This is a genomic window from Actinomadura sp. WMMB 499 (assembly GCF_008824145.1).
Taxonomy (GTDB): domain Bacteria; phylum Actinomycetota; class Actinomycetes; order Streptosporangiales; family Streptosporangiaceae; genus Spirillospora.
This window is the reverse complement of the sequence record NZ_CP044407.1, coordinates 6142050-6158412: the sequence shown is the minus strand read 5'-3', so window position 1 is coordinate 6158412 and position 16363 is coordinate 6142050. Positions and strand designations below refer to the sequence as shown.

The following is a 16363-nucleotide window of genomic DNA, read 5'->3' as shown; positions in this document are numbered from 1 at the left end:
TCGGACGCCGGGTCGCGGGGCGGTCGGAAACGCCGCCCAAGGATCGCCCTGTAACCCGGCACCCTCACGGAGCGGCCCCCGGCTCACCCGAGCCGGGGGCCGCTCCGCGTTCCGGGCGTCCCCCGCGCCCGTCCCGCCCTCGCCCCTCCCCGCCGGATCATCTGTCCGATCATGGACATCCTCCTTTACAGACACACATGTCTATGTGAGGCTCAGGCCGCGCTTGCGCAGTATTCGCACTGGTCCCGTCAGGGCTCCGTCACAGAAGGACGCCATGCAATCGCTCTGCAGACGTGTTCTCACCCGCACAGCGGCAACGCTCGTCGCCCTCATCATGCTCGCCGCCGGCCTGGCCGCCACGGCACAACCGGCCAAAGCCGACGACGACACCGGCTGGACGTTCGCCACCGCGAACGGACGCCGGCTCGACGTCCAGAACGGCAACACGGGCAACGGCGTGTTCATCGTCGCGAACAACACGCCCGGCCATCACCAGAACTGGAGCCTCGCCCCGCTCGGCGACGGCGAGTTCCAGGTCGTGAACAACACCACCGGCAAGTGCCTGACCGAAACGTTCCCGATGACGCAGCGGTCCTGCGGCGGGGCCTCGCAGGAGTGGCACTTCCGCCCGGTCACCGGCAAGACCAACACGTTCATGCTGGTCCGCAGCAACAACGACCGCTGCCTCGACATCGTCCAGAACGCCCAGTACTCGGACGCCTGGACGCAGGTCTACGGCTGCAACGGCAGCACCGCGCAGGAATGGATCGTCCCGGCGGACAAGCAGCCGGAGGCGATGGAGCTCGCCACCGAGTACTACGCGAACCTGTGCTCGACCGACACCTCGACCTGCTCCTGGACGGAGACGTCGGAGGGTGAGCCCAGGCCGCTGCCGCGCGAGAAGGCGTCGTCGGTCTGGTTCAACGACACCTCCGAGAACGTCAGCCAGATCTTCACGATCGTCTACCACAGTGGCTGGTCCCAGAGCTTCACCTCCGGCGTTTCCACCTCCGTGGGCGTCACCAATCCGGTCCAGGCGATGATCTCCGCCCAGCTGAGCGGGACGGTCACGTACCAGTCGGACGAATCGGAAATCAACGGCATAGTGGCGATGGTGCCGCCCCAGGAGTACGGATGGGTCGACTTCGCGGCGGTCGCGAAGGACGTCACCGGCACCTGGACCTTCGACCGGGGCGGCTTCCCCTGGACGACGGAAGGCACAGTGACGGTTCCGGTCGTCGACTCCCCGGCCGGCAGCACCATGTACGTCGCGCACACCGGCCCGACCCCGCCCGGCGCGACACCTCCGGAGGACGACGGCGAGCCCGCCGCACAGACCTTCGCCACCAACGTCACCGCCACCCTCGATCTTCCGCCCGGCACCCGGCTGGCCGAGCACGAGAACGGGATCGAGATCACCGATTTGAACGGGAGCCGGATCCTGACCATGCGGCCGGGGAAGTTGACCGACACCCAGGGCGTGACGCACGAGTACGACATCTCCGTGAGCGGGAACACAGTGACGCAGACGATCGAAGGCGCCACCGGAGACACGATCGAGGGCACGGAAAGCATGCCGGTCGTCACCGTGGGCCCCGGCACCTACCCGTCTTCGGCGCTGAAGACCGGAGCCCACTCCAAGATTTCGGTGGTCGCGCTGGACGACTACCCCATCTCGGCTTGTGACGAGAACGACGACGGTCGTTGCGATGAGGAAGAGAGGAGGAAGTACGAAGAGCAACTGCAGAAGAGCGAAGACTGGGCCGAGTGCGTGGGCAAGACCGCGATCGCGACAGGCGTCGCGGGAGTCTTCGCCGGCGCTTTCGGCGGACCGGGCGCGATCGTGGGGGGCCTCGCCGGGTGGGCCGGCGGCGCCGCCGGCGGCATGATCGTGTGCAGCCTCTGACTTAGGCGCGCCTTGGCGGGCGCTCGCTCAGCGCGCCCCGGCGGGCGCCCGCTCAGCACGCCTGGGCGGGCGCCCGCTCAGCACGCCTGGGCGGGCGCCCGCTCAGCGCGCCTTCGCGAGCGCCTGCTCGATGTCCCTCCACAAGTCGTCCGCGCTCTCCAGCCCCACCGACAGCCGGACCGTGCCCTCGCCGATGCCCGCCGCGGCGAGGGCCGCGGCGTCGAGCTGCCGGTGCGACGTGCTCGCCGGGTGCATCACGAGGGACGCGATGTCGCCGAGCGACGGGCCGAGCGTGATCAGCTCCACCGCCTCGGAGAACACGCGCCCCGCGTCCCGCCCGCCCGCGAGCTCGAACGACAGGACGCCGCCGTGCCCGTCCGGCAGGAGGCGCCCCGCGAGCTCGTGCTGCGGGTGCTCCGGGACGCCCGGGTAGTGGACGCGCGTGACGGACGGGTGCGCGGCGAGGCGTCCGGCCAGGTCGAGGGCCGTCGCGCTCTGCCGGGCGATCCGCATCGGCAGGGTGGCGAGGCCGCGGACGGTGAGCCAGGCGGCGAACGGATCGGCGATCGCGCCGAGTTCGATGGCGTGCTCCCACACCCGGTGGTGCACGGCCGCGTCGGCGAACACCGCGGCGCCCCCGAGGACGTCGCCGTGCCCCCCGATGTACTTCGTCGTCGAGTGGATCACGATGTCGGCGCCGTGCGCGAGCGGCGCGAACAGCAGCGGGGAGAACGTGTTGTCGACGACGGCCAGGACGTCGGTGCCCTCGAGCGCGGCGGTGAGGGCCGGAACGTCGGTGACGTGCGTGGTGGGGTTGGAGATCGTCTCCAGGTAGAGCAGCCGCGTGGCCGGGCGGAGCGCGTCGCGCACCTCGGCGGGATCGTCGCCGCCGACGCGGGTGACCTCGACGCCCCACCGGTCGGCGAGGTCGGTCAGCAGCGCGTGCGTCCCGCCGTAGAGGGACGCCTGCGCGATCACGTGGTCGCCGGACCGCAGCAGCCCGGCCAGCACCGCGTTGACGGCGCCCATCCCGGACGCGGTCGCCAGCGCGCGGGCGCCGCCCTCCAGCTCGGCGAGCGCCTCCTCCAGCGCGCGGACGGTCGGGTTGCCCATCCGCGCGTAGAAGAACGCCTCGTCCGGCCCCTGGAACGCGGCGGCGAGCGCGCCCGCCGACTCGAAGCCGAACAGGTGCCCCTGGTAGATGGGGACGCCGAGGGGACGGCTTCCGGCGGGGATCGGGACGGGCGGGTGGACGGCGCGGGTCTGCGGGTCGTGCGGCGGTCGAGTCGTGGCCATGCCCCAAGCGTGCGGCGCCGTGCCCGCGATCGGACAGGGCCAATCGGAACCGGTGGCCCGGACGAGCGGCCGGAGGAGAGGCCGGTCGCGGGCACGGCCGCACCCGGTCGGCCCGGCGCGGACGACCGTCGCCCGCCCACCCACCCCGCGAGGACGGGCAGGCGATCGGATCCGCCCCGGCCGGGCCGCGTCCGCGCGGCCCGCGACCGGTGCGTCGAGCATCGCCCGGCGCGGGCCCGTCCCGCATCCGGGATACCCCGGCCATCGGCACGGGTTCGCGGTGTACGGGGTCGCGGCCCGCTACGGGTTCGCGCGGGCGAACAGGGTGCGGTACGCGTGCCGGAGACCGTGGACATCCCTGACCGGCTCGGGGAACGGCAGGCGCAGATCGCAGGTTACGGACCCGTCCGAGCACGGCATACGGCACCGCAGCCACAGCCCGTGCCGGTCGAGGCCCAGCGGGCGGACGGTGTCGCGCGGCCCGGCGTCCGCGTCCGCGCCCGCCCCCGCGCCGCCCGTGCCCGCCGCGCCCGTGCCCGCCATGTCCGGCTCGGGCAGGACGGACTCGGGCACCAGGCCGGTCAGTTCGGCGCGGTGGCACGCGTCGAGGTGCGTGAGCATGCCCGCCTCGACGGCGACGAACGGGTCCGGTGCGGCCGCCGCGTACTCCTCGGGTTCGAGGGTGGCGCTGCCCCACGCGTCCTCGATCTCGACCTGCGCGACCTCGAGGGCGAGGATCGTCCACTGGCTGCCCTCGTCCGCCTCACCGCCGTCCGCGCCCCGCTGCGGCGGGACGGGCGCGGCGAGGTCGAGCAGCTCGGGGCGCGGGTGCGGGCGCGACAGCCGGAGCGCGGCGGCGCGCAGCTCGGCGGCCGGGATCTCGGTGAGCCAGCCGTGCAGCCAGGCGCGCCCGCGCACCCGGTCGGCCAGCGGGACGGGCGCGACGTCGCAGATCCGCAGCGTGGCGGGCAGGTCGGGCTCGCCGGCGAGCGCGGCGACGATCGGTGAGGACGCCGGCAGGAGCAGCAGCGGCCGCCCGTCCAGGTCCGTGGTGTGCGCCGGGACGGGCGCGTAGGGGACGCCGGGCGCGACGAGCACGCCGTCCGCCATCCCGTACGCGAGGGTCCGCGCCCGTTCCGCCGGGGTGGGCCCGGAGGGAGCCCCGGAGTCCGCGGCGCCGGTGGGGCGCGGGCCGCCTTTGTCCTTCGGATCGGTCTCCGCTCGTCGCACCTTGCCTCCTCGCGAATATTGGTTAGGCTTACCTAACTTAGGAATACCTAACCATCCGGAGGCCCGATGAACAAGCCCCGTCCCAAGGTCCGTCTCTCCCGGGCACTGGGCGTCCCGCTGACGCCGAAGGCCGTGAAGTACTTCGAGGCCCGCCCCTACCCGCCCGGCGTCCACGGCCGCGCGCGCAAGACCGAGTCCGACTACAAGGTGCGGCTGCGCGAGAAGCAGCGGCTGCGGGCGCAGTACAACATCCGCGAGGCGCAGCTGCGCAACGCGTTCGACAAGGCCGCCAAGTCGGGCGGGAAGACCGGCGAGGCGCTGCTCGTCGACCTCGAGCGCCGGCTGGACGCGCTCGTCCTGCGGGCCGGCCTCGCCCGGACGATCTACCAGGCCCGGCAGTTCGTCGTGCACCGGCACGTGCTGGTGAACGGGCGCCGTGTCGACCGTCCCTCGTACCGGCTGAAGCCCGGCGACGTCATCACGATCGCCGAGCGGAGCCGCGCCATGGACGCGTTCCAGATCGCCGCCGCGGGCGGGCACACCGAGAACGTCCCGCCCTACCTGGACGTGCGGCACCAAGCGCTCGCCGCGCAGCTCACCCGGCTGCCGGAGCGGCGCGAGATCCCCATCGTCTGCGACGAGCAGCTGGTCGTCGAGTACTACTCGCGCTGACGCGCGGCGGCGCGGACGGCGCGTCAGCGCAGGTCGAGTTCCTCGCGGGCGTGCGCGCGCAGCGTGCGCAGCGACTCCACCAGGTCGCGGCGCCGCTCGCCGGTCAGCGGGTTTGCGAAGTGCCGCCGCAGCGTCTCCGCGTGCACCCGCAGGGCCTCGTCCAGCTTCGCGCGACCGGCGGCGGTCAGCTCGACCAGCCGGCCGCGCCGGTCCCCGGGCGCGGCCTGCCGCGCGACTAGGCCCGCCGCCTCCATCCGGTCGATCAGCCGGGTCATCCCGCCGCTGGTCAGGATCAGCTCCCCGGCCAGCTCGCCCATCGAGGTGGGACAGCCGGGCGCGGCGGCCGACAGCCGCAGCAGCACCTCGAACGCCGCGTGCCGGATGCCGCAGCGGCGCTCCAGCTCGCGGCCCGCGATGCGCTCCAGCAGCGTGACCGTGCTCAGCAGCACCCCGAAGTCGGCGACCACCTCGTCCGGCACCTCGGGCAGGCCCGGTTCGCCCGTCCGCCGCGCCTCGCCCGCACGTTCCGTCATCGCCGCCATCATGCCCGCCTTCGTCCGGTTTCTCAGCAGAACGCGCCGCGCCCCGCACGGCTTCCGCCGTGCGGGGCGCGATCGCGACCGGACGCCTCAGTTGCCGGGGGTCTCGCTCGTCCCGGGCGACGGCGCCTCCGACCCGCCGCCGGACCCGCCGCCCGTGCCGCCGCCCGTGCCGCCGGTGGGGGTGCCCGTGGGGAGTTGACCGGCGTTCGAGTCGTCGGTCCCCGAGGCGTACTGCTTGGTGACCTTCCACTCGCCGTCGATCTTGCCGAGGGACAGCCGCAGCAGCGTGCCGGGCGCCTGCGTCGTGCCCTCGGCCGTCGTGACGTCGATGTCGACCATCACGACCGCCGTCGCGAACTTGCCGTTCACGCTGCCGACGAACGCCTGGTTCGTCTTGGACGTCAGCGCCAGCTTCGGGTTCTCCTTGAAGGTGTTGCCGAGGTTGGGGAGCGTGCTCTGCTTGAAGCTCTCCAGCAGGTCGCCGCCCATGAGCTGCTGCGCCTTGTCCATCTGCGCCTGGTAGTTGGTCGCGTTGTAGTTCAGCGCCACGTCGCCGTAGGCGGACGCGACCTCCTCGACGGCCGCGCGATCGTCCGCCGCGGAGTTCGCGCCGCTCGCGCTGCGCCACTGCCAGATGGCCAGGCTCGCGAGCAGGGCCACCAGGACGACGACCGCGATCAGCGCCGTCCGGTTCATGCCGAGGTACGTCGGCTCGGCCGTGGACGCGGGGTCGGCCGCGGGGTCGGCCGGCTTGCGGAGGCTCGGCTTCGCGCGCGCCTTTACCGGCTCGCCGTCCTCGGCCGCCTCACCGTCCTCGCCGTCCTCGTCGTCCTCGTCCGCCGGGGGTTCGAGGCGGGCGGGACGCGGCTTCGGCTTCTTCGGCGCGGACGTCGCGGACGCCTTGGGCTTCGGCTTCGGCGCGGCGGGGGCCTCGTCGGCCTCCTCCTCGCCGGTCTCCGCGTCCTCGGCGTCGAGCGCCTCGAGCACCTCGTCGAGGTCCTCGTCGTCGATGACCTCGATGACCCGCACCCGCCGCTTGCGCTTGGCCGGACGGTCCGGCTTCGCGCCCTCGGCGGCCTCCGCGCCCTCGGCGGCCTTCGCGCCCTCGGCGGCCTTCGCGCCCTCGGCGGCCTCCGCGGCCTCGTCCGTGCCGACCTCGTCGACGTCCCTGCTCGACATATGGGGCAACTCCTTAGGCTCTCAGTCCTCGTCCCGGCGGCGCAGCCGGGACAGCCGGGACACCACGGGCACCGAGCCCGCCATGACCCTGATCAGCACCATCAGCGCGATCACCGGCGGCGCGTACATCAGCCACGGCGGCGGACCGCCCCCGGCATCCTCCTGCGCGGCGGCCTGCTGCGCCCGCAGTTCCTCCTCCCGGCCGATCGACGGATCGTGCGTCGGGATCGTCTCACCCGGGTCCTTGGCCTTGTAGGGCGCCTGCTCGGCGTCCGCGGGCATCCGGCCGCCCGGGCAGGTCGGGACCTCGTTCACGGCCGGCTGCGGCAGCGGGTACTTGTACTCCAGCGCCGCCGTCTCGTGCAGCGTGAGCATGAACACGACGTTCAGGACGGGCGAGCCCTCGGGCCCGCCGATGATGTTGTCCAGGACGACGCCGAGCTGCGGGGCCTTCGCGAGCGTGTCGTTCAGGTCCGCCAGGATCTCGGGGTTGTGCCGCTTCAGGCCCCAGTCGCCGAGCGACTGCATCGTGCACTCGAAGTCGGGACCGGTCTTCTCCAGCAGCGAGTTGACGGTGTCGAGGAGGACCGGGCCGCGGTCGCGCAGCTCGCCGATCTCCCCCTTCACCTGCCCGAGCGCCGCCGTCAGCGCCGCCAGGTCGTCGACCCCCGCCCCGAGGCTCCCCCGGTTCTGGTTGAGCACGTGGGTGATGCGGCCGAGGTCCTTGGTGAGCCCGTCCAGCAGCTCGGTGTTCTGCGCGAACGTGGCGGTGAGCTGGTCGGAGCCGTTGACGATCTGCCGCAGCGAGGTCTCCCGGCCCTGCCATCCCGCGGCGAGCTCCTGCGTGAGGACCTTGGCGTCCTGCGGGTCGACGGCCTTGAGCGTGTCGAGCACCGACGCGAACAGGTCGCTGTACTTGGGCGGCACCGAGGTCTGCGACACCGGGATGACGGCGCCGGACTCCAGCGGCGCCGCGCCGGCCGACTTCGGGCCGGGCGTCAGCTCGACGACCGGCTCGCCGACCGCCGACTTGCGGGCCGCCGCGGCCGTGACGCCCTCGGGGACGTCGACGCCGCGCTCGATGTCGAGCTTGACGACGACCCGGTCCTGCACCAGCTCCACGGAGTCGATCTTGCCGATGCGGACGCCGAGGTAGTCGACCTCGAAGCCCGGCTGCAGTCCCGGCGAGGACTCGAACTCCACGGAGATGTGGTACGGGCGCTCGATGAAGTCGAACTTCACGACGTTGCCGAACGCCCACACCACCATCACGACGGCGAGGAGCGCGAACACCAGCAGGTTGATCGTGACGCGGTTGAACGCGAAGCGGCTCTTCATCGGCGCTGCTCCAGGAGCTTCTTGAGGTCCGGCAGTACACCTTCCAGCCCCTCGGGCAGCTGCGGGGACCCGGAGTTGCCGCCGCCCCCGCCACCGGCGGAACCACCGCCGCCGCCCCCGCCTCCGCCGCCCCCGGCGCCGCCGGCGCCCGGGATCACCGGGGTCCCGTCCGGCCAGACGATGTCCAGCAGCGGGTAGAGCAGCAGCTGGCCGTCGTAGGTCGCCAGCGGGATCTTCGTCTCGAACTCGACCATGCCGTCCACCAGGTCGGTGAGCCGCTCGCGGCTGGCGCCGAGCTGCGCCAGCACCGGGTCGATGTCCCGCAGCAGCCCGCGGAACCGTTCGATGCGTCCCGCGAGCACCTTGTTGTTGAGCTCGCGGGCGGCGCGCGTCAGCTCGTCCACCGCACGGATGATCTTCTCTTTGTTCTCGTCCAGCAGCCGCGTCGTCCGCTCGATCTGCTCCGGGGCCCCGGCCAGGGCGTCCTCGTTCGCGGCGAGGTCACGGCCCAGCTTGGCGAACTGGTCCACCGACACCGCGAGCGCCCGCCGCTGGTCGGCGAACACCTGCACCAGGTCCGACGCCTTGGCGATGGTCGCGTTCAGTTTCGTGCCGTTGCCGTCGAGGGCGGTCGCGCCCGCGTTGACGACCTTCGCGAGGTCGTCGCCCGCGAGCGACTGGATCAGCGGGCCGGCCCGCCCGACGACGTCCTCGAAGGCCGGCTGCACGCGGGTGTCGGAGATCTCCCCGCCGTCCCCGACGAACGGCCCGGCGTCCATACTCGCGCCGGGCGGCATCTGCAGGTCGACGAAGTTCTCACCGAGCAGCGACGTCACCTTGATCTCGGCGCGGGTGCCGCGCGGCACCCGGTAGCCGTCCTTGATCGACAGCGTCACCTCCGCCCGGTACCCCTCGACCAGCTCCACCTTCATGACGCTGCCGACCTTGATGTCGGACATCTGCACGCTGTGCCCGGCGACCAGGCCCTGCACGTCGTCGAACTTCGCCGTCAGGGTCAGGTCGCCCTGCGGGGCGCCCGCCGTCCGGTACGAGCACCCGGACACCGCGAGCGCCGCGACGGCCACGAGAACGAGGATGAACCGGCGCATCAGTTGCCTCCCCCGTTCTCCCAGGGACAGTTCGAGTTGGGCGGGGGCAGGGGGCAGCCGACCTCGTCGGTGTCCATGAGCCCCCTGAGCCAGGTCCGCACGAAGGCGTCCGTGGCGAACCGGATGTAGAGCGACTTGGTCTTCGGGTCGTAGCCGCCGACGAGCGCGTCGCTGATACCCGGCAGGACGTCCACGAGCTGGGCGATCTCCTTGGAGTTGCCCTTGAGGACGAGCGCGGTGCGGGTCAGCACCGCCAGGTCGTACGGGAGCTGCCCCTCGTACTTGTCGAGGAGTTCCTGGCCGTTCTCGGCGAGCACCAGCATCCCCTTGATGAGTTCCTGCAGCTCGCCGCGCTCGCTGCTGAGCACCCGGGTCGCCTCGCCGAAGTTGCGGATCAGGGTGCCGAGCACCTCCTCGCGCCCGCGCACGACGCCGGCGAGCCGGTCCAGGTTCTCGGCGACCTCGATCAGCTCCTGGTCCTGCCCGGCGACGTTCTCCACGAGGCGGGAGCTCTGCTCCAGGGTGGCGTTGAACTGGCGGCCGTTGCCCTGGACGGTCTGCGCCGCGGTGCCGAGCGCGGACTGCATCTTCGTCGGGTCGAGCGCGTCCGCCAGGTTCGTGAACGCGCTGAGGGCGTCGTCCACCTCCACCGGCACGTGGGTGCGCTCGACCGGGATCTCGTCGGCGGTCTCCTTCGGCTGCCCCGGCCGCCACGCCGGGTGCAGGAGGAGGTTCCGCTCGCCGATCAGGTTCAGCGGGACGATCGACGCCTGCACACCCTTGGGGAGCGGCACGTCGTCGCGGATCGTGAACCTCACGCGGATCTTGTCGCCGACGTTCTGCACGCTCTCGACGCGCCCGACGTCGGCGCCCATGACCTTGACCTTCGACTCGGGGTAGAAGGATCGGGCCTTCGGGAAGTAGACGGTCATCGTGCGGCCCTGGTCGGCCGCCGGGACGATCGAGCAGCCGCCGGCGGACGCGGCGAGCGTCAGACCGAGCATCGCGGCCATCGTCTTGGCCCTGCCCGCCATGGCGCGGGGGAAGCGGCGGGTCATCAGTTGCCTCCCTGGTCCGCGGGACGCCGGGTGGAGATCGGTCCGGGCGGCTGGATCGGTCCCAGGCCGGTGAGCAGTCCCTCGATCCACCGCCCGGGGCCCTTGAGGTTCGCGACCTGCTGGAACGTCGGCCCGAGCAGCGAGAAGTCGGTGTTGAGGGCGTCCATGTTCGGCGCGAGCCGGGTCGTCAGCAGGTGCAGGTCGGTGAGGAGCTTGTCCAGCTCCTTCTGGTTGCTGTCGATGACGTTCGACAGCGTCCGCACGGTCCGGCTGCCCTGCCCGATCGTGGCGGCCAGCTCGTCGCGCCGCCGCACCAGCGTCTGCAGCAGCACCTGGCTCGAGTCGATGATCTCGCGGAGCTGCCGGTCCTTGCTCGCCAGCGTCCCCGTGATCGTCTTGCTGTCGTCGATCAGCTTCTCGATCTGCGGCGCCTGGTCGTTGAGCATCCGCGACACGTCCTGGAGGTTGACCAGGACGCGGTTCAGCTTCTTCGCGCCCGGCGACTCGATCTTGTTGACCTGGGTGAGCAGCCGGTCGATGTTCTCCGGGTCGAGGCTCCCGACGATGTCGTGCGCGCCCTCCAGCGCGTCCGGGACCGTGAACGGGACGCTCGTGCGCGCCAGCGGGATCCGCCGCTGCGACTCCGGCAGCGTCTCCACGTACGGCTCGGCGACCGGGCCCGACAGCTTCAGGTAGCGGCCGCCGAGCAGCGTCGTCGTGGTGACCTCCGCGCGGGTCTGCTTCCCGAGGTCGACCCCGGCGTTCACGTGCCAGGTGATGATGACCTTGCCGGTGTCGAAGTCCGGTTCGACGCCGGTGACCCGGCCCGCCTTCACCCCGGCGACCCGCACGTCGTCGCCCGGCTTGACGCCGGACACGTCGGTGAACTCGCCGCTCATCGTGTAGCCGCGGTCGAACAGGTGCAGCTGCCCGACGGCGAACGCGAACGTCACGGACGCGCCGAGCACCGCGAGGGTGACGATCGCGACGAGCTTCTGGTCGACGTCGCGCAGCGACTTCAGCGCCATCACTCGCCCCCCTTCGACAGCATCGTCCGCAGCTGGTCGAGCTCCTGCTGCGTGGGCTCGTCCGTTCCGGGGGCCTTCGGCAGCTCCATCTCGAACGGGCACGGACCCATCTGGATGTTCAGGCACAGCGCGTTGGTGCGCAGGAAGTGCCCGCCGTTCGCGGCCGAGAACAGCTGCCGCAGCGTGAGCGGGAGCTTCTGCACCATCTGCTCCAGCTGGTCGACGTTCAGCCGGAACGTCTCGCTCAGCTCGCCCAGGTTCCGGATGATCCGGGCGAGCTGGGCGTCGTTGCCGCCGAGCACCCGGTTCAGGTTCGTGGTGACGCCCGAGATCTGCACGGTCGCGTTCTCCAGCAGCGTCCGGTTGTCGGCGAACACCGTCACCAGCGACTCGAGGTTGTCGATGCTCGCCGCGATCTGCTTGTCGCGCGTCGCGACCGCGCCGCTGACCGTCTCGTAGTCGTCGATCATCTTCCGGATGGTGTCCTTGCGGGACGCGAACGTCTGCAGGAGCACGTCCAGGTTGTCCGTCAGCACCGAGATGTTCTGCTCGTTGCCCTCGAGGGCCTGCGAGAACGAGAAGAGGATCTTGTTGAGCTGGTTCGGGTCCAGGTTGCGGGTCAGCGGCCCGAGGCTGTTGACGATCGCCCCGAGGTCCACCACCGACTGCGTGTGCGGCACCCGGTCGCCGTCGTCCAGCATCTCCTTGCTCGTCCCCGGCTCCAGGTAGACGACGCGCTGGCCCATCACGTTGCGCCAGCGGATCGCGGCGCTGGAGTCCTGCGGGATCTTCAGCTCGGTGTCGACGGTCATGTCCACGACGGCCTTGCCGCGCACGAGGTCGATGCCCTCGACCCGGCCGACCGGGGTGCCGGCGACCTTGACCTGGTCGCCCTCCACCAGCCCGGTGACGTCGTCGAACGTCGCGGTCAGCCGGTACCGGTCGGCGAAGGAGGTGCCGAGGATCTGCTGGCCGATGAAGAACGTCAGCACGCCCGTCACGGCGACGAACACGACGAACTTCAGCAGCGTCCGGTAGTCCGGTCCGCGCGCGGTCTTGCCGCGCAGCAGCCCGCTCACGGCCGCCTCCCTTGCGTTCCCTGCGATCCCTGTGTTCCGTTGGAGCGCGTCCCGTTCCCGCCCGTGCCGTTCGCGGACGCGCCGTTGCCGAAGGACGTCTCGAACGACGTCGTCGGGCACAGGTCCCGGATGATCGCGCAGATGTCGAGCGGCAGCCGGTTGGACGCCTGCGCGACCATCGTGCCCTCGGGTCCCGGGATGCGGATGATCTGCGCGAGCAGCCGGAAGAACCCGTTCAGGCTGTCGATCATGACCGGGATGTTGCGCAGCTGCCCGTTCGTCACGGTGGCGACGTCGGCGGCCCCGTCGACGATGTCGCCGAGGTTGCCGCCCTGCCGTTGCAGCGTGCCACCGACCCGGTCGCCCAGCTCGCTCGCCTCGTCCAGCAGCTGTCCCACCTTGTCGGGCTTCTCGTTGATCACCCCGGACAGCTCGTTGAAGTCACCGGCGAGCCGGCCCACGGTGTTCCCGCGCGTGCCGAGCGTCTGCGAGACGCCGGTGATGTCGTTCAGCAGCGACCGGATCACCTCCCGGTTCCGGTGGGTCGCGTCGATCACCTTCGCGCCGTTGTCGATCGTCCGACGCAGCGCGGGGCCCTGCCCCGACAGCCCGGCCCCGAACGTGTGCAGCAGCGTCGCGACGTCGTCCGGGTTGATCGCCTGCGTCAGCTCGTAGGTCGGCCACGCGGTGTCCGCGAGCTCCTGCGGGTCCCGCGTCTTCGCGATGCTCCCGCCGTCCTCGAGGTAGGGGCCGGTCAGCTCGTGCGCGCCGAGGTCCAGCGTGAGGTCCTTGGGCCCGAACACCGACACCGGCTCGATGGCCGCCACGGTCGTGTCCGGGATCCGGACGCCCTCGTCCAGCCGGAGCCGGACGCTCACGCGCCCGTCGTCGCGCAGTTCGGCCGAGGCGACCGCGCCGACCTCGATGCCGCGGATCTTCACCTCGGACTTCTCGGGGTCCAGGCCCTGCCCGGCCGTCCCGAACGCCGCCGTGTAGTAGGTCGACCCCGCGTGGGACTGCGTCGCGCCGACCGCGATCAGCGCCGCGGACGCCGCCAGGACGCCCGCGCCGACGAGCCCGAAGACCGTCCGGGAGCGCGCGGAGAGTGTCTCGTCGCTCATCCGGTCAGCTCCACTGTGCTCCCGTGGCCCCAGAAGATGTACGACAGGACCAGGTTCATGAGGATCATCAGGATCGTGGACTCCCGGATCGCGCGGCCCGCGGCGACACCGACCCCCACCGGGCCGCCGGCGGCGTAGTAGCCGCGGTAGCAATGGACGAACATGATGATGAAGGCGAAGATCGCCACCTTGATCACGCTGTAGAACACGTCGATCGGCGGCAGGTAGAGGTGGAAGTAGTAGTCGTAGATGCCGGGCGACAGCCCGAAGTACTGGATCGTGATGAACCGCGTGGCGAAGAACGCCATGAACAGTGACACCAGGTAGAGCGGCACGAGCGCGATGACGCCCGCCGCGACGCGGGTGCAGACGAGGTAGGCCAGGGAGTTGATCCCCATGACCTCCAGCGCGTCGATCTCCTCGGAGATCCGCATCGCGCCGATCTCGGCGGTGAAGCCGGTGCCGACCTGCGCGACCAGCGCGACCCCCGCGATGATCGGGGTGACCTCGCGGACGTTGGAGTAGCTGGAGATCAGCCCGGTGAACGCCTCGGCGCCGATGCGCTCCAGCCCCGGGTAGCCCTGCAGGCCGACCATCGCGCCGGTCGCCAGCGACATCGTGGCGATCACGAAGATCATGCCGCCGCCGATGACGAGCGCGCCGACGCCGACGGTGATGTCGCTGACGTGCTTGGCGAGCGTCTTGCCGTACTTGCGCTTCAGGATGATGTCGAAGAACAGGTGGTAGAGGACCCGGCCGAGGAACACCGGCAGGTTGGCGGAGGCCGCGAGGCCCGCCGTCCGCGTCTGCACGGCCCGGCCCAGCTTGCGTACGGGGGAAATGGCGACCATCTAGAACTTCCGGGGGACGAGGACCTGGTAGACCATCTCGACCACGTAGTTGATGGCGAACACCACGATCGAGGTGACCACCACCGCGCGGTTGACCGCCCGGCCGACGCCGACCGGGCCGTAGTCGCAGTTCATGCCCATGTAGCAGGCGACGGCGGCGGCCACGAAGCCGAACACCCACGCCTTGAACAGGGTCACGACCAGGTCCGAGAACTGCAGGAGGGTCGTGGCGCCGTCGAAGAAGGCGCCGGGGCTGACGCCCTGCTGGATGACGTTGAAGTAGAAGCCGCCGAGGACGCCGGCCAGGATCACCACCGAGCACAGCAGCGCCGAGACGGTGCTCGCCGCCCAGAGCCGCGGGGTGACCAGGCGGTGGATGGGGTTGATCCCCATGACCTCCATCGCGGCCAGCTCGTCGCGGATGTTGCGCGCCCCCATGTCGGAGGTCATCGCCGAGCCGCCCACGCCGGAGACCAGCAGCGCCGCCGCCAGCGGCGCGACCTGCTGGATCATCGCGGCGACGAGCAGCGCGCCGGTGCCGGACGCGGCGCCGAGCTGGCGCGCGATGTCGCCGACCTGCAGCGAGATCGTCGCGCCGAGCGGCACCGCGATCAGCATGACCGGGACGGCGGTGACCCGCGCGAGGAACCAGCACTGCTCGATGAACTCGCCCCACCACTGGCGCAGGTCCCAGGTGCGGCGCAGCCCCTCCAGGAGGGTGACGCACAGCAGCCCGGTCTCGTCGAGGGTGCGTTCGACGCGCCTGCGCGCCAGATCCGGAGCCCGGGTCAGACTCAGGGCCATCAGCCGGTGACCTCCCCCTGGGGGACGGGGCGAAGGGTCATGCCAGCCTCCTTCGTTCTCGGACGTCGGCGCTCATCCGATACGCCGGCTCTCCGCCGACCCGGAAAAGGGCGCGCGACGTCCTGCTTCTTTCCTCGCGCGCCTTCCGGTCTCGGCCGAGATCCGGTACCACAGGGGGACCCCGCACTCCTCAGAGCACGCAGGCACCACCTGTGATCTGGAGCACTCTATTAGAAGAAGGTCTAAGAATCGAGTACTTACATGCACCTTTGTCCGAAGATACGATCTCGGGGTGCGAAACCCGCCACAACGAACCACGGACCTGAACGGGAGTGACGGCGTGGACCCGCTGGTCACCGGCATCCGAGAGCACTGGGACGGGCAAGGCCTCCACGGTGATCCGGGCCCCTTCATGGCGATCTGCTCGGTGGCCCGGCTCAACCAGCTCCTGCGCAAGGCGCTGGACGACGAGCTCGGCCGGCTCGATCTCGGCCGCACCGGCTACGCCGTCCTCACCACCCTCGCCCTCATGAGCTCCGGGCAGGCCCGGCTGAGCACGCTGGGCCGCTGGCTGATGGTCCACACCACGACGGTGACGCTCACCGTCGACGGGCTGGAGGCGGACGGCCTGGTCGAGCGGACCCCGCATCCGCGCGACCGGCGCGCCACGCTGGTCGGGATCACCGCCCGGGGCCGGGAGCGCGCCAACGAGGCCAACCTCGCGCTGGGGGCCCACGGCCCGCTCTCCGGCCTCGCCGGGGACGGCCACGAGCAGCTGTTCGAGGCCCTCCAGTCGGCCCGCATCGCGGTCGGGGACCGGGAGTTCTTCGCCGCCGCCGACGACGGTGATCCGCACGGCGCCGCACACCCGTAAAATCGGCGAACCGGACACAACTCCCCGCCGATAAGGCAGTCTTCTCCTATGCCCCAGAGTCACGGCACCCGCAGACGCCCCAAGCAGTCCCCCCGTTTCGCCCGCGGGAAGCGAGACGGGCAGGCACAGCCGGACGCCTCCGAGCAGGGCCCCCAGGCCCCCGCGGCCTCCCCCGGAGACCCGAACGGCACCGGCGACCCGTACGGCGCGAACGTCCCGTACGGCGCCGACGCCCCGTACGAAGCCGGCATCCCGTCCGGGGCCGACAGCCCGTAC

15 protein-coding genes are annotated in these 16363 nt (G+C 71.4%); 3 read left to right on the top strand and 12 right to left on the bottom strand.

Annotated features, from left to right (window positions below; genetic code table 11):
* The first annotated feature begins 223 nt into the window (after positions 1 to 223).
* Positions 224 to 1906, top strand: coding sequence for an RICIN domain-containing protein (locus F7P10_RS27850; RefSeq protein WP_151013665.1), 1683 nt, complete (start codon positions 224 to 226; stop codon positions 1904 to 1906).
* Between the two features lie 102 nt (positions 1907 to 2008).
* On the opposite strand, the gene F7P10_RS27845 is transcribed toward F7P10_RS27850, so the two are convergent.
* Both F7P10_RS27845 and F7P10_RS27840 read right to left on the bottom strand, forming a co-directional pair.
* A complete protein-coding gene (locus F7P10_RS27845; RefSeq protein ID WP_151013663.1) occupies positions 2009 to 3202 on the bottom strand; it encodes a PLP-dependent aspartate aminotransferase family protein in 1194 nt (397 codons plus the stop codon).
* 300 nt (positions 3203 to 3502) lie between these two features.
* A complete protein-coding gene (locus F7P10_RS27840; protein WP_151013661.1) occupies positions 3503 to 4432 on the bottom strand; it encodes a DUF2470 domain-containing protein in 930 nt (309 codons plus the stop codon).
* A gap of 66 nt (positions 4433 to 4498) precedes the next feature.
* Here F7P10_RS27840 and rpsD point away from each other — a divergent pair, with 66 nt between their 5' ends.
* Positions 4499 to 5104: a 30S ribosomal protein S4 gene (gene rpsD, locus F7P10_RS27835; protein WP_151013659.1), complete on the top strand. Its 606-nt coding sequence runs from the start codon at positions 4499 to 4501 to the stop codon at positions 5102 to 5104.
* A 23-nt stretch (positions 5105 to 5127) separates the two neighbouring features.
* Here rpsD and F7P10_RS27830 read toward each other — a convergent pair whose 3' ends face one another.
* The 10 genes from F7P10_RS27830 to F7P10_RS27785 form a co-directional block, all read right to left on the bottom strand.
* A complete protein-coding gene (locus F7P10_RS27830) occupies positions 5128 to 5637 on the bottom strand; it encodes a MarR family winged helix-turn-helix transcriptional regulator (protein ID WP_151013657.1) in 510 nt (169 codons plus the stop codon).
* Positions 5638 to 5733: 96 nt separating this feature from the next.
* The gene (locus tag F7P10_RS42735) at positions 5734 to 6825 is read right to left on the bottom strand and encodes a hypothetical protein (RefSeq protein WP_176611680.1); all 1092 of its coding nucleotides are present in this window, start codon (positions 6823 to 6825) and stop codon (positions 5734 to 5736) included.
* 21 nt (positions 6826 to 6846) lie between these two features.
* Positions 6847 to 8163, bottom strand: a complete 1317-nt coding sequence (locus F7P10_RS27820) for an MCE family protein (RefSeq protein WP_151013655.1) — start codon at positions 8161 to 8163, stop codon at positions 6847 to 6849.
* The gene (locus tag F7P10_RS27815; RefSeq protein WP_151013653.1) at positions 8160 to 9272 is read right to left on the bottom strand and encodes an MlaD family protein; all 1113 of its coding nucleotides are present in this window, start codon (positions 9270 to 9272) and stop codon (positions 8160 to 8162) included. Before F7P10_RS27815 ends, F7P10_RS27820 begins: the two co-directional genes overlap by 4 nt.
* A complete protein-coding gene (locus F7P10_RS27810) occupies positions 9272 to 10330 on the bottom strand; it encodes an MCE family protein (protein WP_254716059.1) in 1059 nt (352 codons plus the stop codon). Before F7P10_RS27810 ends, F7P10_RS27815 begins: the two co-directional genes overlap by 1 nt.
* Positions 10330 to 11358 carry an MlaD family protein gene (locus F7P10_RS27805; RefSeq protein WP_151018330.1) on the bottom strand — a complete coding sequence of 343 codons (1029 nt, stop codon included), beginning with the start codon at positions 11356 to 11358 and terminating at the stop codon, positions 10330 to 10332. The genes F7P10_RS27810 and F7P10_RS27805 overlap by 1 nt, the downstream gene beginning before the upstream one ends.
* Positions 11358 to 12437 carry an MlaD family protein gene (locus F7P10_RS27800; RefSeq protein WP_254716058.1) on the bottom strand — a complete coding sequence of 360 codons (1080 nt, stop codon included), beginning with the start codon at positions 12435 to 12437 and terminating at the stop codon, positions 11358 to 11360. Before F7P10_RS27800 ends, F7P10_RS27805 begins: the two co-directional genes overlap by 1 nt.
* Complete coding sequence (locus F7P10_RS27795) at positions 12434 to 13558, bottom strand: MlaD family protein (RefSeq protein ID WP_151013651.1); 1125 nt, start codon at positions 13556 to 13558, stop codon at positions 12434 to 12436. The genes F7P10_RS27800 and F7P10_RS27795 overlap by 4 nt, the downstream gene beginning before the upstream one ends.
* The gene (locus F7P10_RS27790) at positions 13555 to 14409 is read right to left on the bottom strand and encodes an ABC transporter permease (RefSeq protein ID WP_151013649.1); all 855 of its coding nucleotides are present in this window, start codon (positions 14407 to 14409) and stop codon (positions 13555 to 13557) included. The genes F7P10_RS27795 and F7P10_RS27790 overlap by 4 nt, the downstream gene beginning before the upstream one ends.
* Positions 14410 to 15213, bottom strand: coding sequence for an ABC transporter permease (locus F7P10_RS27785; RefSeq protein ID WP_151013647.1), 804 nt, complete (start codon positions 15211 to 15213; stop codon positions 14410 to 14412).
* 340 nt (positions 15214 to 15553) lie between these two features.
* On the opposite strand from F7P10_RS27785, the gene F7P10_RS27780 reads away from it, so the two are divergent.
* A complete protein-coding gene (locus F7P10_RS27780; RefSeq protein WP_254716057.1) occupies positions 15554 to 16087 on the top strand; it encodes a MarR family winged helix-turn-helix transcriptional regulator in 534 nt (177 codons plus the stop codon).
* Positions 16088 to 16363: the final 276 nt, after the last annotated feature.

What these genes read in the sequence shown, in the direction of transcription:
- F7P10_RS27795 (WP_151013651.1), bottom strand. Translation starts at nt 13,558, where the DNA reads ATGAGCGACGAGACACTCTCCGCGCGCTCCCGGACGGTCTTCGGGCTC.
- F7P10_RS42735 (WP_176611680.1), bottom strand. Translation starts at nt 6,825, where the DNA reads ATGTCGAGCAGGGACGTCGACGAGGTCGGCACGGACGAGGCCGCGGAG.
- F7P10_RS27785 (WP_151013647.1), bottom strand. Translation starts at nt 15,213, where the DNA reads ATGGCCCTGAGTCTGACCCGGGCTCCGGATCTGGCGCGCAGGCGCGTC.
- F7P10_RS27810 (WP_254716059.1), bottom strand. Translation starts at nt 10,330, where the DNA reads ATGACCCGCCGCTTCCCCCGCGCCATGGCGGGCAGGGCCAAGACGATG.
- F7P10_RS27805 (WP_151018330.1), bottom strand. Translation starts at nt 11,358, where the DNA reads ATGGCGCTGAAGTCGCTGCGCGACGTCGACCAGAAGCTCGTCGCGATC.
- rpsD (WP_151013659.1), top strand. Translation starts at nt 4,499, where the DNA reads ATGAACAAGCCCCGTCCCAAGGTCCGTCTCTCCCGGGCACTGGGCGTC.
- F7P10_RS27790 (WP_151013649.1), bottom strand. Translation starts at nt 14,409, where the DNA reads ATGGTCGCCATTTCCCCCGTACGCAAGCTGGGCCGGGCCGTGCAGACG.
- F7P10_RS27815 (WP_151013653.1), bottom strand. Translation starts at nt 9,272, where the DNA reads ATGCGCCGGTTCATCCTCGTTCTCGTGGCCGTCGCGGCGCTCGCGGTG.
- F7P10_RS27820 (WP_151013655.1), bottom strand. Translation starts at nt 8,163, where the DNA reads ATGAAGAGCCGCTTCGCGTTCAACCGCGTCACGATCAACCTGCTGGTG.
- F7P10_RS27830 (WP_151013657.1), bottom strand. Translation starts at nt 5,637, where the DNA reads ATGACGGAACGTGCGGGCGAGGCGCGGCGGACGGGCGAACCGGGCCTG.
- F7P10_RS27845 (WP_151013663.1), bottom strand. Translation starts at nt 3,202, where the DNA reads ATGGCCACGACTCGACCGCCGCACGACCCGCAGACCCGCGCCGTCCAC.